The sequence below is a fragment of the Kouleothrix sp. 19917 genome (assembly GCF_057073505.1).
Genome location: NZ_CP097099.1, coordinates 3763465 through 3780414, shown reverse-complemented (window position 1 = coordinate 3780414; position 16950 = coordinate 3763465). Strand labels below are relative to the sequence as shown.

Here is a 16950-nt window from a genome sequence, read left to right as displayed (position 1 = left end):
TCCGTGCCTCTGTGTCTCTGTGGTAAGAGTTCTTTGCTTCCTTATTTGAAAGGTATTGCTGCTAGGGTGTGGTGCGCGCACTTGCGCGCGCACCACACCACACCACGAAATTTGGCTGCCAGGACGCTACGGGCGGGCCAGAATGAAGTTGTCGAGATTGATCGCCCCGGTGTTGCTGGCGTCGTATGAGATTTTGACGGTGTGCTTGCCAGTCGTCAGGCTGGTGGTCAGGCTGCCGGTGCCCCAGGTGTCCCAGTTCGCCAGCGATGGCAGCGTCACCGTGCCAACCGACACGCCATCGACGTAGATCGTGCGCGTGGCGCTGCTGCCGGTTGCGTTCGCGTAGCGGAAGCGCAGCTGGTGGTTGCCGCTGGCCGTGGCGTTGATGTCGAACGTGACCGAGCTGCCGCTGGCGGTGAAGCCATCCACGAAGCCCGTGCCGGTGTAGCCGGTGTGGTTGGTATTGGTCGTGGCATTCACGCGGGTGGCAAACTCGGCTTCGTAGGCCGACTTATCGACGCCATTCAGCACCACGGTGCGCGTGCTGGCACTGGAAGGCAGTTTGACCAGCGTCATTTGCAGCACCGGGTCCCAGTACCAGCCTTCGCTCGCGCCCTGCAAACCGGCCAGTGTGCTGTAGCTGGTGAGCGTGGTGCCATTGCGCGTGACGCTGCTCGGCTGGGTGGCGACGACCTGAAGCGTGCTGGTGGTCGTCAGAATTGGCACGCTGATCGTCACCTGATGCGTGCCCCACGCCTCGGTCGACTGGATTGTGCGCGTGGTGCTTGCGGCGTCGTCGTACCAGCCATACGAGGTCGTGCCCTCGGGGAAGATGCGGAAGGCCAGGTTGGTGTAGCTCGACACCGAGTTGCTGATGTTGCCGCCCAGCGCGTAGCTTGCATTCAGGTTCAGCGGGATGATCGCGCCCGGCCGCACATACACCGGAATAGTGTCCGTGCCCGCGTTATACGTCTTGGTGCCCGTGCCGGTGAAGCGGCCGTTGTACCACAGGTCGTACCACTCGCCGGCCGGGATGTACACGTCCTTGCTCGTCGCGCCCTGCGTGGTGATCGGCGCGACCAGCAGCTGATCGCCAAACATGTACTGCATGTCCTGCGCGCCAGCGGTCGTGTCGGTCGGGAAATCCACGCTCATGGCGCGCATCATTGGCACGCCGGTGTCGGCGCTGCGCTTGGCCTCCGTGTAGATGTAGGGCAGCAGGTTCATGCGCACATTCGCGAACTTGCGGAAGGTCGAGATCACGCTGGTGTCGCCGGTGCGCGATTGCACATTCCACGGCGTGCGCGCTTCCGATGGGCTGGGGTTCGATTTTTCGGAGTGGAACTGCATCACTGGCGCGAATGTGGCCATTGCGGTGCTGCGCAGGTACAGCTCCGAGCTGGGGAAGGTGCCGGTAAAGCCGGCCAGGTCCCATGCCCAGTATGGCACGCCCGACTGCCCTGCGCTGATGCCGGCGCGCACGGCGTCCTGAAATCCCGCGAACGACGAGGTTTGGTCGCCGGCCCAGAAAATGCCGCGTGTCTGCGCGCCAGCGGTGCCGGCCCGCCCAAACACCACCGCGTTGTTCGGCTTCTTGCCCTGGAGGTAGCTGTTGTAGGCGCTGGTATAGCTGTTCGGGTAGGCGTTGTGCATCTCGTCGCCCTTGCGCCCGTCGGCAAAGGTCAGGCTGCGCCCAAAAATCGCCTCGCTGCCGTCGGTCTTGAAGCCGTCGATGCCAACATCATCCATCAGGTAGTCGCGCTTGCTCATCCACCAGGTGGTCGCGGCGCTGCTGGTGAAATCGGGCACGGTGCTGTCGCCAAACCACTGCCCGGTCGGGATGCGATACACGCCGCCGCTGCCGTTGCCCACCACATAGCCCTGCGCCGCCGCATAATCGCGGTCGTTGATATGCTGCTGCGGCGCGGTCGATGGGTTGGTGTCGAAGTTCTGCTTGAACACCGGGATCTGCCACAGAATCATTTTGTAGCCGCGGCTGTGCGCGTCGGTGACCATGGCCTTGGGGTCGCTCCACTCGCCGCCAGCGGGGAAGGTGAAGTCGGTGTAGGCGAACTTCTGGCTGCCCGCCTTGGGCGTGTAGGTCGCGCCATGCCAGATGTAGAAGGTCGCCTCGTCGGCCCACTGCTCCAGCACCAGAACCGTCGCCGGGATGCTGTTGCTGGTGGCGTTGTTCATTTCGGCCGTTACTTCGGTCTGCGTGTTCCACTCGTTTGCGGACATCCACAGGCCAAAGGCCCATTTCGGCGGGAGCTGCGGACGTCCTGACACGCTGGTGTAGCGGTCGAGGATGTTTTTGGGCGTGCCGCTGAAGAAGTAATAGTCCATGGTCGAGTTCAGCGCGCCATTCGTGTTGACGGTGAAGCCCGCCATGTCCGACAGGTAGGTGCCAACGTTAAAGATCGAATATTGCGTGCTGGGCACATAGATGCCATAGCCAGCCGAGTTCATGAAGAAAGGCACCGACAGGTAGGTGCGGTGCGTGCTGCCCTGGTTCTGGTACTGGTTGTAGACGTAGTTATGCACGTCTTTGCCGCGCTGGTCGATGTAGTCGTAGCGCTCGCCAAAGCCGCTGAAACGCTCGCCGCTCGGCGTCAGGTAGTGATCTTCGATGCGCGTGATTGTGCTGCTGCCGTCGCTGGCCCAGCCCAGGTTGCGGAACGTGCTCGGGTTGTATTGCTGCGTGATCAGCGTGGTGCCATCGCCTTTGTAGACGGCCAGGCGATAGGGCGTTTTCTGAATTTTCAGCACCAGGCTGGATGTTGAAATCGTGAGCGTCGAGGCCGTGCTGCTGACCGTGTAGCTCGTCAGGCCGCTGATGCTCAGTCCGCTGCCGCTTGGCGCAAGCTGCATGCGGAAGCTGTCGAGCGTGGGGAAGGCGAAGCGAATCTTGGGCGTGAAGCTGCCGGCGCTGTCGCCAGTCGTCACGTCAACCGAGGTGGTGTTGTTGGTGTAGGTTGAGACGTTGGTGACCGTGCTCCACGAGGTGACTTTGAAGGTGAACGGCCCGGTCGAAACCTGGCTTGTGCCGTTGACATCGGCGCGCACGGTGTACTGGATGTTGTCGCCACGGGCAAAGGTGCCCATGTTGATCTTCCAGTAGCTGTTGTTGCCGCTGTTGTACTGCCACGCCGCGCCGATTGGCGTCTGCGCGACGCCGTTCTTGGTCCATGTGATCCAGACGGTCTGGCCCGATTCAATCGGCCAGGTGGTTGCGTTCAAAAATACCGTATCGCCGGCCATGGGGTCGCGTGGGGAACGTTCGGTTGCTTCGGTCGAGTAGAGGTCGTCGTTGCCGAAGGGGTTATGGTAGACACCGCTGATCGCCAGCGCCGCCGGCACATTCCAAAATCCTGCAAACAGCAGCATCAAACACACAAGCCCAGCCAGCCGACTTGAACGCCGTCGCATTGAAACCTCCTTGTCTTCAATTGTTGGTGTGTGTGGACGAACGCGGCGGTGCCTGCGTGATCGTTGGGCAACGACCGGGCGCAGATGCGCGTGCTGGGATGGGGAATGGCGATTGGTGCTGCAACCAATCGCCATTGTGGAAACGTGGTGTTAGTCGATCGTTGCGCCAGCGCGCACAAACACGGGAATGCGATCCCACGGCGCGTCGACCTCGATCCACTGGCCGCCAGAGTAGATGGTGTCGCCCCAGAAGTCGCGCCATTCGCCAGCGGGCAGGTACAGCCGCCGCGTGGCCGCGCCTTCTTCAACCACAGGCGCCACCAGCAGGTCGCGGCCGAGGCAGAACTGGTCGTCGATCCGCCACACGACCGCATCATCGGGGCTGTCGAGCAAGAGCGGGCGCATGAGTGGTTCGCCCGAGCCCGCGCTCCACGCGGCTTCGCGGCTAAGGTAGGGCACGAGGCGCATGCGCAGCTTGGCGAAGTGGCGGTACAGCGCGATCACGCGCTCGTCGCCGGTGTGCGCCTGAATGTTCCAGGGCGTGCGGTCTTTCGAGGGCGCGCCGGGGGGCGTGTACTCGCTGTGGTACTGCATGATCGGGCAGAACGCCGCCATTGCGGTGGCGCGCAGGTACAGCTCGGCGCTCGGCAGTGCTTCGCTGAAGCCGGCTATATCCCAGCCCCAGAAGATCACGCCGCTCATCGCCGCGCTCAGCCCGGCCACAATCGAGCGGCGGTAGGCTTCCCAGGTTGAGTTTTCGTCGCCGGCCCAGTGCGCGGGGAACGCGCCCACGCCAGTGAAGCCCGCGCGACTGAAGGTGATGCCGCCGCGCCGTTCGCGTGCGAAGCGGTGGTACGCGCCAATGTACTGGTTCGGGTAGGCGTTGATCAGCTCGTCGCCTTCAAGTCCGTTGGCCGCCACAATATCGCGGCCCTGCAAATGTTCGCCGCCGTCGGTCTTGAATCCGTCGATGCCGATGTCGTCGAGCAGGTAGGCGCGCTTGTCGAGCCACCAGCGGCTCGCGGCCGGGCTGGAGAAATCGGGGATCAGCGCGCCGTTGAACCAGAAGGCCGGGTTGCGGTAGGGCCGGCCGTCGGTGTGGCGCACCACAAAGCCGTTTTCGAGCGCGTGCTGGGTGTCGGCGTCGTGCTGGGCGTGCGCCTCGTCGATGCGCTTGATCGCCGGGATCTGCCAGAGCAGCAGCCGAATGCCCGCATCGTGCAGGCGGTCGGTCATGCCCTTGGGATCGGGCCAGGGGCCGTCGGCGGGAAAGGTGAAATCGGCCAGGCGCGGGCGGTCGCCGCCGGCGCGGGCACTGTACTGCGCGCCGTTCCAGATGTAGAAGGTCGTTTCGTCGCTCCACGCCTCGATCACCAGCGCGGTTGCGGGCACGTCGTGCTCGTGCGTCAGCGCCACCTCGCGCTCGACCCGCGCCTGCGTGTTCCATTCATTGCTGCTCATCCACGGGCCGAACGCCCAGTCGGGCAGGGTTTCGGGCCGGCCCGTCAGCGCGGTGAAGGTGTGCAGCAGGTCGAGCGGCGCGCCGGCCAGCAGATCAAACGTGACTTTGCCCTGCCCGTTGGCCTGCGCCACGCAGCGCCAGCGGTCGTCGATGGTGCGCCCAAGGTCGTAGGTGACGTAGGGGCTGCCTTCGACCAGGCAGCCATAGCCCTGGCTGGAGCAGAAGAACGGGATGGGCAGGTAGGTGCGGTTGCCCTGGTTTTTGTACTGCTCCCACACGGCCACGTCGGGTGCGCGCCCGCGCTGGTCGAGCGCGTCGAAGCGCTCGCCAAAGCCCACCAGCGCCTCGCCATCGGCCAGCGCGCCAACCAGCTCAACCGAAACCAGCGCGCCGTCGGCGTCTTCGGTCCAGCGCAGCGCCAGCGGCACGCGCCCCGCCGCTGTTCCCAGTGTGCAGCGCCCGCTGGCCGGGTCGACAGTAAAGGTGGCACCCGAGCCGCGCAGGGTGATCTGCGGCGCGCGCGTGGGCGCATCGCTGGCAACGGCGCGGCTGCCAACCGTGATCTGCAGCGCCTGCTGATCGTGGATCAGCGCCAGCAGCAGCGTTGGGCCGGGCCTGCCATCGTCGGCGCGGGTTGCCAGCGTCCAGCCGTGGGCGTGCTGCGTGGCCGCGCTGATGCCGGCCAAACGGCGCATGCGGCCCACGCCAAAGCGGTAGCGCCCGGTTTCGGCGCGCTGATCGCCGCCGCTGGCAGCCAACCAGTATTCCACGGTGTCGCCGGCCTCAAGCACACCAAGTTCGCACAGCCAGCGGTCGGCGTCGGGGTTTTGCGCCACTGGCCGGCCCTGAATCGGCGTTTGCGGGCGGCCATTGCGCATCCAGAACAAACGCACATCATTCGCGACCAGGCCCGGCTGGGTCAGGAAGCCAATGCCAACCATGTCGCCGCCGATCGGGTCGCGTGGCACGCGCTCGTCGGGCCCGGCGAAGTAGGGCGCGTCGGTGCCGGTGGGGTTGTGCACAAAAGTCAGGCGCTCGCTCATATGCTGATCCGTTCCTGGGTGTTTGTGGAAGCCAATGCAGTGTTCAAAACAAGATACATTGCGTGCGACCAGAGCAGCGGCGAGGCGATTGGCCCCCAGCGCTCAAGCCAGCCCGCGTAATACTCGGGGGCAAGCAAATTGTGGCTGACCTGCTCGGGCATTGCGCCATCGGCGCTGGCCTGCGCCGCGACCCAATCGCGCAGCGCGGCGGCGCGGCTGGTGTTGCCGGTTTCGGCGTAGTGCCAGCCCAGCCAGGCGGCCAGCAGCAGCCATTCGCCGCCGCCATAGTACGTATCTTCGCGGTAGCGGTACACGCCGCCCTGGAGCAGGTCGGCTTCGATTTTGGCGATTGTGGCAGCGATGCGCGGGTCGTCGGCGGGGAGCAGACGGTAGGGTGTTGCCGCGCCAAGCAGGTTAGCATCGACCGCCGCGTTGCCAATGAACTTGATCAGGTGGCCGTCTTCGACACAATTGCTCAGCACAAAGGCATGAATTTCTGCGGCCAGCCCCGAAACATTGAGCGAAGGATCATACTCGCCAATTGCGTGGAGCCCGCCATAGAGTGCGGCCAGCGTGGCGGTGTGCACCTTGTCGCCGAACTCTTCCCAGCAGTCGTAGCAGGGCGTTTGCCAGAAGGCGGCCAGGTAGCGCGCAAGCAGTTCGATCTGCGGGCGCACCTCGGCGTACAGCGCAGTATCGCCAGTGCGGCGCAGATGGTCGTCCAGTGCCCACAGCCAGGTACCATAGCCGTCGAGCTGAAAATTGGTCCAGTCGGCACTGCTTTCCATGCCGTCGAGCGTGAAGCGCGTGTGCATCTGCTGCTCGAGCGTTATGGTCTCGCCGCGTCCGTGCTGCGCAATCAGCGCTTCGATTTTCGGCGTGTAGCGCGCCAGCACGCCAGCCGCCCAGCGATGAAAGCGTGCCGCGCTCGCGTGCTGCCCGACGCGATCCATTGCGTGGGCAATAAAGCTGCCGTCGCGGAACCACGAGTAGGCATAGGTGGGGAAGTTTGGCGAGGCGATGTATGCGCCGCTCGGTGCCTGGTGGGCAAGAATGAGATCAATACTGTGTTGGAAAAGATTTTGCATATTTTTGCCTGTAGCGGCGCGATGTATCGCGCCGCTACAGGATGTACACATTTCTACTTAATCAACGCTTCGATCTGGGTTTTCGCCTGGTCGAGCGCGTCCTGCGGCGTGATCGAACCCGCCTTGGCCTGGTCGAGCAGTTTGCCGATCGTGTCCTGCAGCTCGCTCTGCTTGTCGGTCACGGGCGGGGTCACCGCGCTTGCCAGTGCGTCGAAGACCACCTGGCGCGTTTCCGGCGGGGTCTGCTTCAGGTACTCGTCGAACAGCGCCTTGTTGTTGAGCGCGGGCAGTTCCCAGCTCGCGGCGACGCGGATTTTGGCCGCTGCATCGCTGCCGGTAAAGAACTGCGCCCACTTCCACGCGGCTTCCTGATTCTTGCTCGATGCCGAGATCGCCACCGAGTTGGCGAAGAAGGCGTGTGCCTTCTGGGTGTTGCCCGGCTCCAGCGCGATGTCCCACTTGAACGGCGCGTCTTTGAAGGCCGAGAACATCCAGATGCCGGTGCGCAGCATGGCGATCTTGCCCTGCTTGAACAGGTCGCCGTCGGAAACGCCAGCCATGTCGGCGTCGGTCGGGGTGACTTTGTACTTGTTGATTTTGTCGACCATCCACGTCAGCGAGTCGACACAGCCTTTTTCGTTGATCGTCACGCTCTTGCCATCGGCGCCGAACACGCCACAGCCACTCTGCGCGGCCGTCTTGTAGAACTCGAAGAACTGGATCGGCGCGTAGTCGCCCCACACGCCCTTGTCGGCGCTGGTCAGCTTCTGCGCGGCCTCAAGCTCTTCCTTCCAGGTCCAGTCGGCGGTCGGGTAGCCCACGCCAGCGGCGTCGAACAGGTCTTTGTTGTAGAACAGCACAACGTCCGAGAAGCTCTGCGGCAGGCCATACTGCTTGCCATCGCGGCTGAACGCCTGGTAGGCCTTCGGGTAGAACTTGTCGGCGAAGCCGGATTCGGCAGCGGCCATCGCGGTCATGTCGGCCAGCACGCCCTTGCTGGCGTAGCTTACGAAGTTCTCGTAGTTCAGCTCGAACACGTCGGGCGCAGTGCCGCCCGCCACCAGCGTTTGCAGCTTGGTGAAGTAGTCGGCATAGGGCGCGGTTTCAACTTTGACGTCGATGCCGGGGTTTTCGGCCTTGAATGCGGCAATCATCGCATCCAGGTCTTTCAGGTGGTCGGGCGCGGCCGAGAAGGTGAAATAGGTGATCGTGGTGGCATCTGCGGCGGGCGCGGCGGTTGGTGCTTCGGCAGCGGTTGGTGCTTCGGCAGCGGGCGCGGCAGTTGGTGCTTCGGCGGCGGGCGCGGCGGTCGGCGCTTCGGCGGCGGGTGCAGCGGTCGGGGCTGCGGCTGGCGTGCCACCACAGGCGGCCAGAATCAGCGACAGCATCAGCATCGCAAACAGCGACAGGGCGGACAAACGAGAACGCATCATGATCCTCCTTAAGACAGCGGCGTCACAATAACGAAAACGGGAAATAGCGAGAAACGCGCGGGCCAGGCACAACGGCCACTCCTCCTTATTTCAACCCGCTCAGCGCCACGCCGCGTACAAACGCGCGTTGGGCCAGAAGATAGACCACAATAATCGGCACAACCGAGATGACGGCGCCAGCCATGACCATGCTCCATTCGGTGGTGTAGCGGCCATGCAGCATCGCCAAACCAACCGGCAGGGTCATCAAACGCTCGTCACGGGTAATAAACAGGGGCCATAAGAAGCTGTTCCAGGTGCCCATCACGGCAAACACGGTTAGGGTCGCCAGCGATGTGCTGATCATCGGCAGCGCAACATGGCGAAACACCGTCCAGTGGTTGCCGCCGTCGAGAAATGCCGCTTCTTCATATTCACGCGGCACGCCCAGCATCGCCTGGCGCAGCAGAAAGGTGCCAAACGCGCTCACCAGACCCGGCGCAATCAACCCCTGGTAGGTATCGACCCAGCCGAGGCGCTGCATCAGAATGAACAGCGGCGTGATCGTAACCTGCGACGGCACCATCAGCGTCGCGAGGTAGAGCAGAAACAGGGCATCGCGCCCGCGCCACTGCATGCGTGCAAACGCATACGCCGAGAGCGCGCTGGTCACAAGCTGGCCGAGCACAGCCACGGCGGTGACGATCACGCTGTTCATGAGCATGCGCGCGATTGGCACGGTTTCGGCCACGCGCTGGTAGCTTTCCAGCGTTGGCTGGCGCGGAATGATCTGCGGCGGCATGCTGAGCGTCGCGCCAATTGGTTTGAGCGAGGTCGAGAGCATCCACAGAAACGGCACGATCATAAACAAGCCGCCCAGGCACAGCACAAGGTAGCGCAGGGCCGTGAGCAGGAAATTGCGCGTTTGTGGCTTCGTGGCAGTGTGCGTGAGCGCCAGCGGCTGAGAAAGACTACGCATCGACGGCTCCTTTGCGCTGCCAGCGGAACTGCACCAGCGTCACAGCAAACACAATCGCAAACAGCACCCACGACATTGCCGAGGCATAGCCCATTTTCCCGTAGCTGAAGGCGTTTTTCACCACCTGCTCCACCAGCACGGTCGTTGCGCCGGCCGGGCCGCCTTCGGTCATCACCCAGACCTGATCGAAAACCTGGAAGGAATTGATCAGCGAAATGATCGTGACGAAAAACGTGGTTGGGGCCAGCAGCGGCACGGTGATCGCGGTGAACTGGCGGAAGCGGCTGGCGCCGTCGAGCGCGGCGGCTTCGTAATAATCTTTGGGGATTGCCTGCAAGCCCGCCAGGAACAGCACCATCACAAAGCCCAGGTCTTTCCAGACACTGGTGAGAATAATCGCCGGCATGGCCCATTTGGGGTCGAACAGCCAGCCGGGGCCAGCGATGCCAAGCAGGCTCAGCCCATAGTTGATCAGGCCAAACTTCGGGTTGAACAGCCAGCTCCACAGCAATGCCACCGCCACCCACGACGACACCACCGGCAGGAAAAACGCCGTGCGAATGAATGCAATGCCGCGCAGCGGCGCATTCAGCGCCAGCGCAATGCCCAGCGACAGCACAATCACGAGCGGCAGGTAGCCGGCAATAAAGCCAATCGTATGGCGCAGCGCGCTCCAGAAAACCGGGTCGTTGCTCAGGCGCACAAAATTATCCAGGCCCACGAACTTGGGTGGCGTCAGCAAATCCCACTGGAACAGCGTCAGCACCAGCGACGCAAGCAGCGGCGCAATGGTGAACACCAGCAAGCCGATCAGGCCGGGCAGCAGAAACAAGCCGAGCCAGCCTATCTGCGAAAACCGTCGCGCTCCGACCATAACATCTCTCCGAACGTTTGATATATTACTTCACTAACAAAAGGAAGATTGTGACCAAAAAAATTAGTTTGCCGGACGTACCGCAAACGACGGGCGCTCTTCTTCGCCCCGGCGCAGCGCTGGCTGAAACAGCTCGCTTAGCACCAGGCTGGCCGCGCCGCGTGCCCAGGCTTCGTCGCCCCAGGGCTCGATTGCCAGCTTCAAATCGGCATACATGCCGTTGAAGCATTCATCGCGCAGGGCCGCCTGCAGCGGCTCGATGATTAAATCGCCCGCGCGCGTTCCCTCGCCCCCGATGATCAGCAGGGAAGGATTGAAAATATTGACCAGGTTGGCCGCCGCCATGCCAAGCGTGCGGCCGGCAGCGGTGAAAATCGACTGCACCACCGCGTCGCCGTGCTTGGCAAGCGCCACTGCCTCGGTGATGGTGACTGGACGGCCGGCAGCCGTGCTCACGCGCTGCGACACCACCGGGTCGCTCACCATCGCTTCAAGGCAGCCGCGTTTGCCGCATTCGCAGAGTGGCCCATCCGGCACCACCGTGATATGGCCGAACTCGCCCGCGCCGCCTTTTGCGCCGCGATACAATCGCCCATCGAGCACCATGCCCAGGCCAACGCCGCGGCCAATGCTCACCACCAGAAAATCTTTCACGCCCCGCCCGGCGCCAAACCACTGCTCGGCAGCCGTCAGCGCGTTCACGTCGTTGTCGATCACCACCGGGACATGCAGCTTGTCTTCGAGGAGCTGCGCAAACGGCAGATCGTGCCAGCCAAAATAGGTCGCGTAGTGCACCAGCGCGCGCTGCCGGTCGATCACGCCCGCAATGCCGATGCCGACGCCCAGCAGTGATCGCTCGCCGGTCATGGCGCACAGGTCTTCCACAACGTTGCTGATCGCGGCGACCGCTTCGGCCGGCAATCGGCCAACCAGCGGCACAGAATGGCGTGCTACCACCGTCGCATCAAGATTGGTCATTGCGCCAATCACCATGTCTTCAGTGAGCTTGACGCCCACGACATAGCCGGCGTGATGGTTGAGCGACAGCAGCACCGGCCGCCGCCCGCCGGTTGAAATGCCCGGCTCGCGCTCGTAGATCAGCCCAGACTCAAGCAATTCGGCGGTGATGCCGGAAATTGTTGGCAGGCTTAATTTGGACAGTGCAGCAATGTCGGTACGCGAGATCGCGCCATGCGTGCGAATGGCGTTCAGCACAAGCGCCTGGTTGATCTCACGAATCAACTGTTTGCTGCCGGCTCGGATAGGCAACATGGTCCGCTCACAAGTATCTTAGGTCAGTGAAGTAAGTTGGATTATAGAGGCAGGTGTTATTTCTGTCAAGCGCCGCGTTCCAGCACGCCTCGCCGGGCAGCCTATGGTATTATTGCCGGGCGAAACGGGCCGCCGCGCCGGCCTGCTCTGTGAGTTTGGAGGGGCACGATGCCATCAATCGATACGCTGCTGCGGCCCGATATTGCCGCGCTGGAAGCATACACGCCGGTTGCGCCAATCGAAGTGCTGGCCACGCAGCTTGGCCTGCCAGTCGAGCAGATTCTCAAGCTCGACGCCAACGAAAGCCCGTATGGCCCATCGCCACGCGCCGCCGCCGCGATCGACGCGCTGGGCGGCGGGCAGCCCTCGCCCGCGGCGCTGCAATTCCTCGAGCCGCTCGCGCTGGCGATCTACCCCGACCCGACGCACGCCTTTCTGCGCGAGCAGCTGAGCGTCTACACCGGCCAGCCAGCCAGCCGCATCCTGTGCTCGTCGGGCTCGGGCGAGCTGATCGACCTGCTGATGCGCGCATTCATCCAGCCCGGCGACGTGATCATCGACTGCCCGCCAACCTTTGGCATGTACTCCTTCGATGGCGGGCTGCACGCCGCGCGAATCGTGAATGTCGCGCGCGACGCCGATTTCAACCTCGACGCCGAAGCCGTGGCCGAGGCAGTGCTGGCGCACAAGGCCAAGCTGCTGTTCCTGACCGTGCCAAACAACCCGACCGGCAACCCAATGCCGCGCGCCGACATCGAGCGCCTGCTGGAGCTGCCAACCATGGTGGTGGTGGACGAGGCCTATGTTGAGTTTGCCGGCGCGACCGTGGCCGATCTGGTGGGCCAGTACCCGAATCTGGCCGTGCTGCGCACCTTCAGCAAATGGGCCGGGCTGGCCGGCCTGCGCATTGGCTATGGCATGTTCCACGAAGACCTGATTCAGCACCTGTGGAAAATCAAGCAGCCCTACAACATCAACGTGGCTGCGCAGGCCGCCGCGCTGGCCTCGCTTGCGGATGTTGACTACCTGATGGACAAGGTGCGCGAGACCGTGAGCGAGCGCGAGCGCGTGTATGCGCGCATCGGCGCGATGCCGGGGCTGCACGCCTACCCGAGCCAGGCGAACTTCCTGCTCGTGCGCGTGCTGAATCATAGTGCCGTGCAGCTCAAGAACGACCTATACGGGCGCGGCATTCTGGTGCGCTATTTCAACAAGCCCGGCCTGGACGACTGCATTCGCGTAAGCATGGGCACGCCCGCCCAGAACGACGTGTTGCTCGCCGCGCTTGAGGAATTGCTGCTATCTGCACGCGTATAAAATGAACCGCAAAGAGCGCAAAGAGCGCGAAGTTTTGAGGGTGGAGGTTGGAAGGTTGCGGGTTAGCAGGTTAGAAAGTTGCAAGTTAGAAGGCTGTGGGTTGTTGGCCCAATCCCAAAACCCCAGACCCTAAACCCTCATGGGTTGCGTATTAGAAGGCTGCCGCCGAGGCGTATCGCAGACGCCTGCTGGCAGGTTTCACTGCCGACTGCCGCCTGCATACTGCCAACTGCCCGCTGCCAACTGCCCACTGCCAACTGCATACTGCCAACTGCATACTAACTTCTGAAGGAGTTCCTATGGCATCCGAATCGCTGAGCGAGCTGCGCGACTTTGCCGCCGAGATGGCCTGGCAGGCCGGCAAGCTGACGCTGCGCTATTTCCAGACCGATATTGCGGTTGAGTCGAAATCGGACGACTCGCCGGTGACCGTGGCCGACCGCCAGGCCGAGCGCCTGATGCGCGAGATGATCGAGGCGCGCTACCCGGGGCATAGCATCCTGGGCGAAGAAGAAGGCGAAACCCGGCCCGGCGCGAGCTTCCGCTGGGTTCTCGACCCGATTGATGGCACCAAGACCTTTGTGCGTGGCGTGCCGTTTTATGCCGTGCTGGTGGGCCTGGAGCGCGATGGCGAACCGGTGGTGGGCGCGATCAACATCCCCGCCACGGGCGAACTGCTTCATGCCGCGCAGGGCCAGGGCTGCAGCTACAATGGCCGCCGGGCGCGCGTTTCGCCTGTGGCGACGCTGCGCGACTCGCTGCTGGTATGCACCGACGTGGCCAGCATGCCCCGCCACGGGCGCGGCGCGGCCTACAGTCGCATGGCTGCTGCTACCAAACTGCAGCGCACCTGGGGCGACGCCTACGGCTACGTGCTGGTGGCCACCGGCCGCGCCGAGGTGATGATCGACGCGATTGTGAACCCGTGGGATGCTGCCGCGCTTCTGCCGGTAGTGGCCGAGGCTGGCGGCACGCTGACCGACTGGAAAGGCACCGCTACGGTGCACGGCGGCGACGCAATCGGCACGAATGGGCTGGTGCTCGACGAACTGCTGGCGCTGGTGGGCGAGCGCGAAGCAGCGACGCAAGCATGATCAAGAGCAGTTTGCAGCCGGCAGGATGCAGAAGGCATTTTGCGCGCCAGGATGCGTTTCTTGCTTGTTTTGCAAATGGCTGGAGAACAGAAAGCAATGCCCGATTTCGGCCAGCACTTCTACCAGCCGGTGAGCGCCGCGTGGCGCGGCGTGCAGATTGGCGCACTTGCGCTCGGCGCGGGCGATGCGCTGGAAAATGTGCCGGTCGCTGAGGTGGTGCGTGGCCGCGATCTGCGCGCCGCGCTGGCCGATTACCTCCGGGCAAGCGGCAGTGGCTACCAGCCGCCGCTGGCGGCATTGGTCTACTTTATTACCGGCGAGCCGGCCGCGCTGCATGGTTGTTTTCCGCTGCTCAATGCGCTCGGCGCCAGTGAGCGCGATGATTTTTATGCGCTGGCGGGCGCGATTGCCGCGCACCCGAACTTCGATCTGCGGCTCCATGCCGAGCGCGGGCAAAACCGCACCACAAGCATGCCACGCGATGCGCGCTGGATCGTGGCCGGGCAGGTGGCCGAGGTGTTTTTCCGGCGGCGCGACCTGCTGGCGCGCTTGTTTGCCACGCCGCGCCCGTTCTGGCTCTATACTTCGCCACGCGCTTTTGCCGAGGGCGGTGGCGTGGCGGGCGGCTGCTACAACGCCGACACTGGCGCGGTGCAGCTGCTGCTGGCGCGCATCTACGAGGGTTTTCGCGCGCCCGCGCCGGGCGTCTCGCCGCTGCTGCACGAGTTTGGCCACATGCTCGATCACTTCGACGTGGCGCGTGGCGAGCGCGGGCGCAGCAGCGGCCTGCTGCCGGGCCTGCGCCCCGCCGATGGCGCGCCCTACACCCCGGCGGCGCGGGCGGCCTTTGCCGAAGGCAAGCGGCTGGAGCTGGCGCGCTACGAACGGCGCTGCGCAGGCGCGACCGGCCCAGAGGAATTGCCGATCGGCCACCCCTACGTCTTTCAGAACGACACGGAATTCATTGCTGGCTACCTGGAGCTGTTTTTCCGCTGCCCAAACGGCTTCGCCGCGATGAACCCGGCCTTGTTTGGCGGTTTCGCGGCCCTGTTCGGCTACGACCCGCGCGCAGGCTGGGCCGCCGATTTTCCATTCTACCTGGACGAAAACCGGCGCTACTACACCAGCGGCGCGCAGCCGCCCCGCGCGGGCATAACGGTGCCATCGGCGGTGTGAGCGTGTGGGTGGGAAGGCGGGCGCGCCATGCGCCCGGTGGCAGAGGGGCTAATCTTCCAGCGGGTCGAGCGCGGCATTCCAGGCCTTCATGCGCTCGGCGTCTCCGCCGGCGTCGGGGTGGTGCAGGCGCGCCATAGCCTTGCGAATCGCGCTGACCTCGGCCGGGGTGAGCTCCAGCGTGATGCCGCCCAGACTGGCCTGCGGGTGCGCGCTTTCCACCCGCGATTTCCACTGGTCGCGCTCGTGCTCCAGCACCGCATTTTCCCGCGTGATCTCCATCAGGTTCGCCACGGTTTTGTTGTACGCACGCGAAACCTCGGCGCAGCGCGACTGCTCCTTGCTGATCTGGCGCAGCAGCTTGTGAATCGTCTCGTGGGCAGCGTGCAGCTGTTCCTGAATGAGCTCCGCGTCGTCGGGGATGGGTGGCGGGCGGTACGCTCGGCCTGGCGATCTCATGCGATAGTCACTCCTTGGCGGCACAGCGTGCGCGCCGGCAATCTGGCGTTTCCGCCAGTCGAGCATTATAGCGCGTGGGCGGAGCGTGTGTGCGGGTTGCCGGTATGAATATACCGTGCGCGGCGGCTGGAATGGCGCGCCAACAGCACAGCGCGCCGCCCGATTTCGGGCAGCCGGCAGGCACGGAAAAAAGAGATGCGTGGCGATAGAATAGCGCAGCACAACGGCAAAAACATCAGCCGATTGGGGGTTTTCTTTTGCGCCCGGATGTGCTATACTAATGTCATTCAAACGAGCCCCGCCACACTGGCCGGGGCGTTTTTTATGCCACGCGCCATGCTTCCCGAAGCGACTTTGCCGCTGCTTGCGGCGGCCTTTCCCAGCCAGGAAATCGAGCTGCTTGCCCCAACAGCGGGCGGCTTTTCGCACCCAAGCGCCTTTCTGGCGATTGGCGGGCGGCGCTGCGTTGCCAAAGCCGCCGAGGCCGCGCCCAAGCGTGCCGGCCTGCGCTACGAGGCGGCGGTGCTGGGCGCGCTGGCTGGGCATGGCGTGGCGGCCCCAGCGCTCGTGGCGCTGTGCGAAAATGCGGAATGGACGGTGGAGGTGCTGGTGGCGCTGCCGGGTGAGCCGGGCATTGCGTGCTATGGGCGCGCGCGCGCCGAGCAGGATTCCGCTTTGGCGGCGCTGGCTGGCTTGCTGGCAGCCACGCACGCCGCGCCGCTTGCGCCATTGGCGGGCGCGCGCCTCCCCGAGCGCGCCGCCGAATTGCTCGCCCAGCTGCCTGCGCTCGATCTCGATGCTGTGGTGCGGGGCGCGCTCGCCAGCGCGCTGGCGCAGCCGATCTGGCGGGCAGAATCGGCCAATCTTGTGCACGGCGATGCCGGTTTGCACAATTTGCTGTGGCACCCGGCCACGCCAGCGCTGCTCGATTGGGAGCTGGCCGCGTGGGGCACGCCGCTGCTCGATCTGGCGTGGGTGTGGTGGACATTGTGCTGGCGCGACGTGCCGGCGGCGCGCTGGCATGGCTTTCTGGCGGCGTACCGCGCGGCTGGTGGTGTGCGGCTGTCGGCTCGGGGCGAAGAAATGCAGGCGCTGGCGCTTGGGCAGATCGCCGGCTTGCTTGTGCGCAGCCAGGGCCAGCCCGCCGCCCTTGCCGAGTGGCAGCGCCGCGCCGCGTGGTCGCTCGCGCTCACGTTCCCCGAGATTTAAGGGGAAATCCACAGATGACGCAGATTTCACAGATTATCAACCTCATATCTGCGTCATCTGCGGATAGGTGCCGCTTCTCGTTCCAATTCTGAAGAAAACGGTTCTTCGTGCCTTTGTGCTTGAGGCACCAGGAGATTCA

Annotated in this window: 12 protein-coding genes; 4 read left to right on the top strand and 8 right to left on the bottom strand. The window is 64.1% G+C overall.

What is annotated here, in order from left to right; translation table 11 throughout:
* Window positions 1-126: 126 nt before the first annotated feature.
* From M1P90_RS15445 to M1P90_RS15415, 7 genes are all read right to left on the bottom strand, one after another.
* Complete coding sequence (locus M1P90_RS15445; protein ID WP_483703724.1) at window positions 127-3429, bottom strand: TIM-barrel domain-containing protein; 3303 nt, start codon at window positions 3427-3429, stop codon at window positions 127-129.
* 150 nt (window positions 3430-3579) lie between these two features.
* Window positions 3580-5934, bottom strand: coding sequence for a glycoside hydrolase family 31 protein (locus M1P90_RS15440; protein ID WP_483703722.1), 2355 nt, complete (start codon window positions 5932-5934; stop codon window positions 3580-3582).
* Window positions 5931-7022, bottom strand: a complete 1092-nt coding sequence (locus M1P90_RS15435) for a glycoside hydrolase family 15 protein (protein WP_483703720.1) — start codon at window positions 7020-7022, stop codon at window positions 5931-5933. Before M1P90_RS15435 ends, M1P90_RS15440 begins: the two co-directional genes overlap by 4 nt.
* Before the next feature lie 53 nt (window positions 7023-7075).
* Window positions 7076-8455, bottom strand: coding sequence for an ABC transporter substrate-binding protein (locus tag M1P90_RS15430; RefSeq protein WP_483703718.1), 1380 nt, complete (start codon window positions 8453-8455; stop codon window positions 7076-7078).
* Window positions 8456-8540: 85 nt separating this feature from the next.
* The gene (locus tag M1P90_RS15425; protein ID WP_483703716.1) at window positions 8541-9413 is read right to left on the bottom strand and encodes a carbohydrate ABC transporter permease; all 873 of its coding nucleotides are present in this window, start codon (window positions 9411-9413) and stop codon (window positions 8541-8543) included.
* On the bottom strand, window positions 9406-10287 hold the full coding sequence (locus M1P90_RS15420) for a carbohydrate ABC transporter permease (RefSeq protein ID WP_483703714.1): 882 nt from the start codon (window positions 10285-10287) through the stop codon (window positions 9406-9408). Before M1P90_RS15420 ends, M1P90_RS15425 begins: the two co-directional genes overlap by 8 nt.
* Before the next feature lie 63 nt (window positions 10288-10350).
* A complete protein-coding gene (locus M1P90_RS15415; RefSeq protein WP_483703712.1) occupies window positions 10351-11559 on the bottom strand; it encodes an ROK family transcriptional regulator in 1209 nt (402 codons plus the stop codon).
* Window positions 11560-11727: 168 nt separating this feature from the next.
* Between M1P90_RS15415 and hisC the strand changes: the two genes are divergently transcribed.
* From hisC to M1P90_RS15400, 3 genes are all read left to right on the top strand, one after another.
* Window positions 11728-12876 carry a histidinol-phosphate transaminase gene (gene hisC, locus M1P90_RS15410; RefSeq protein ID WP_483703710.1) on the top strand — a complete coding sequence of 383 codons (1149 nt, stop codon included), beginning with the start codon at window positions 11728-11730 and terminating at the stop codon, window positions 12874-12876.
* Window positions 12877-13175: 299 nt separating this feature from the next.
* On the top strand, window positions 13176-13970 hold the full coding sequence (gene hisN / locus M1P90_RS15405; protein ID WP_483703708.1) for a histidinol-phosphatase: 795 nt from the start codon (window positions 13176-13178) through the stop codon (window positions 13968-13970).
* Window positions 13971-14066: 96 nt separating this feature from the next.
* Window positions 14067-15146, top strand: a complete 1080-nt coding sequence (locus M1P90_RS15400; protein ID WP_483703706.1) for a zinc-dependent peptidase — start codon at window positions 14067-14069, stop codon at window positions 15144-15146.
* A 48-nt stretch (window positions 15147-15194) separates the two neighbouring features.
* Here the strand turns inward: M1P90_RS15400 and M1P90_RS15395 are convergent, their stop codons facing one another.
* Window positions 15195-15602 (bottom strand): hypothetical protein, encoded by a 408-nt coding sequence (locus M1P90_RS15395; protein ID WP_483703704.1) that lies wholly within the window; start codon window positions 15600-15602, stop codon window positions 15195-15197.
* A gap of 324 nt (window positions 15603-15926) precedes the next feature.
* On the opposite strand from M1P90_RS15395, the gene M1P90_RS15390 reads away from it, so the two are divergent.
* Window positions 15927-16811 (top strand): phosphotransferase family protein, encoded by an 885-nt coding sequence (locus tag M1P90_RS15390; RefSeq protein WP_483703702.1) that lies wholly within the window; start codon window positions 15927-15929, stop codon window positions 16809-16811.
* The last annotated feature ends 139 nt before the right edge of the window (window positions 16812-16950 follow it).

Excerpts from the sequence above, each read along its gene's own strand:
- M1P90_RS15400 (WP_483703706.1), top strand. The coding sequence starts at position 14,067 with ATGCCCGATTTCGGCCAGCACTTCTACCAGCCGGTGAGCGCCGCGTGG.
- M1P90_RS15430 (WP_483703718.1), bottom strand. The coding sequence starts at position 8,455 with ATGATGCGTTCTCGTTTGTCCGCCCTGTCGCTGTTTGCGATGCTGATG.
- hisN (WP_483703708.1), top strand. The coding sequence starts at position 13,176 with ATGGCATCCGAATCGCTGAGCGAGCTGCGCGACTTTGCCGCCGAGATG.
- M1P90_RS15395 (WP_483703704.1), bottom strand. The coding sequence starts at position 15,602 with ATGAGATCGCCAGGCCGAGCGTACCGCCCGCCACCCATCCCCGACGAC.
- M1P90_RS15420 (WP_483703714.1), bottom strand. The coding sequence starts at position 10,287 with ATGGTCGGAGCGCGACGGTTTTCGCAGATAGGCTGGCTCGGCTTGTTT.
- M1P90_RS15445 (WP_483703724.1), bottom strand. The coding sequence starts at position 3,429 with ATGCGACGGCGTTCAAGTCGGCTGGCTGGGCTTGTGTGTTTGATGCTG.
- hisC (WP_483703710.1), top strand. The coding sequence starts at position 11,728 with ATGCCATCAATCGATACGCTGCTGCGGCCCGATATTGCCGCGCTGGAA.
- M1P90_RS15425 (WP_483703716.1), bottom strand. The coding sequence starts at position 9,413 with ATGCGTAGTCTTTCTCAGCCGCTGGCGCTCACGCACACTGCCACGAAG.
- M1P90_RS15390 (WP_483703702.1), top strand. The coding sequence starts at position 15,927 with ATGCCACGCGCCATGCTTCCCGAAGCGACTTTGCCGCTGCTTGCGGCG.
- M1P90_RS15415 (WP_483703712.1), bottom strand. The coding sequence starts at position 11,559 with ATGTTGCCTATCCGAGCCGGCAGCAAACAGTTGATTCGTGAGATCAAC.
- M1P90_RS15435 (WP_483703720.1), bottom strand. The coding sequence starts at position 7,022 with ATGCAAAATCTTTTCCAACACAGTATTGATCTCATTCTTGCCCACCAG.
- M1P90_RS15440 (WP_483703722.1), bottom strand. The coding sequence starts at position 5,934 with ATGAGCGAGCGCCTGACTTTTGTGCACAACCCCACCGGCACCGACGCG.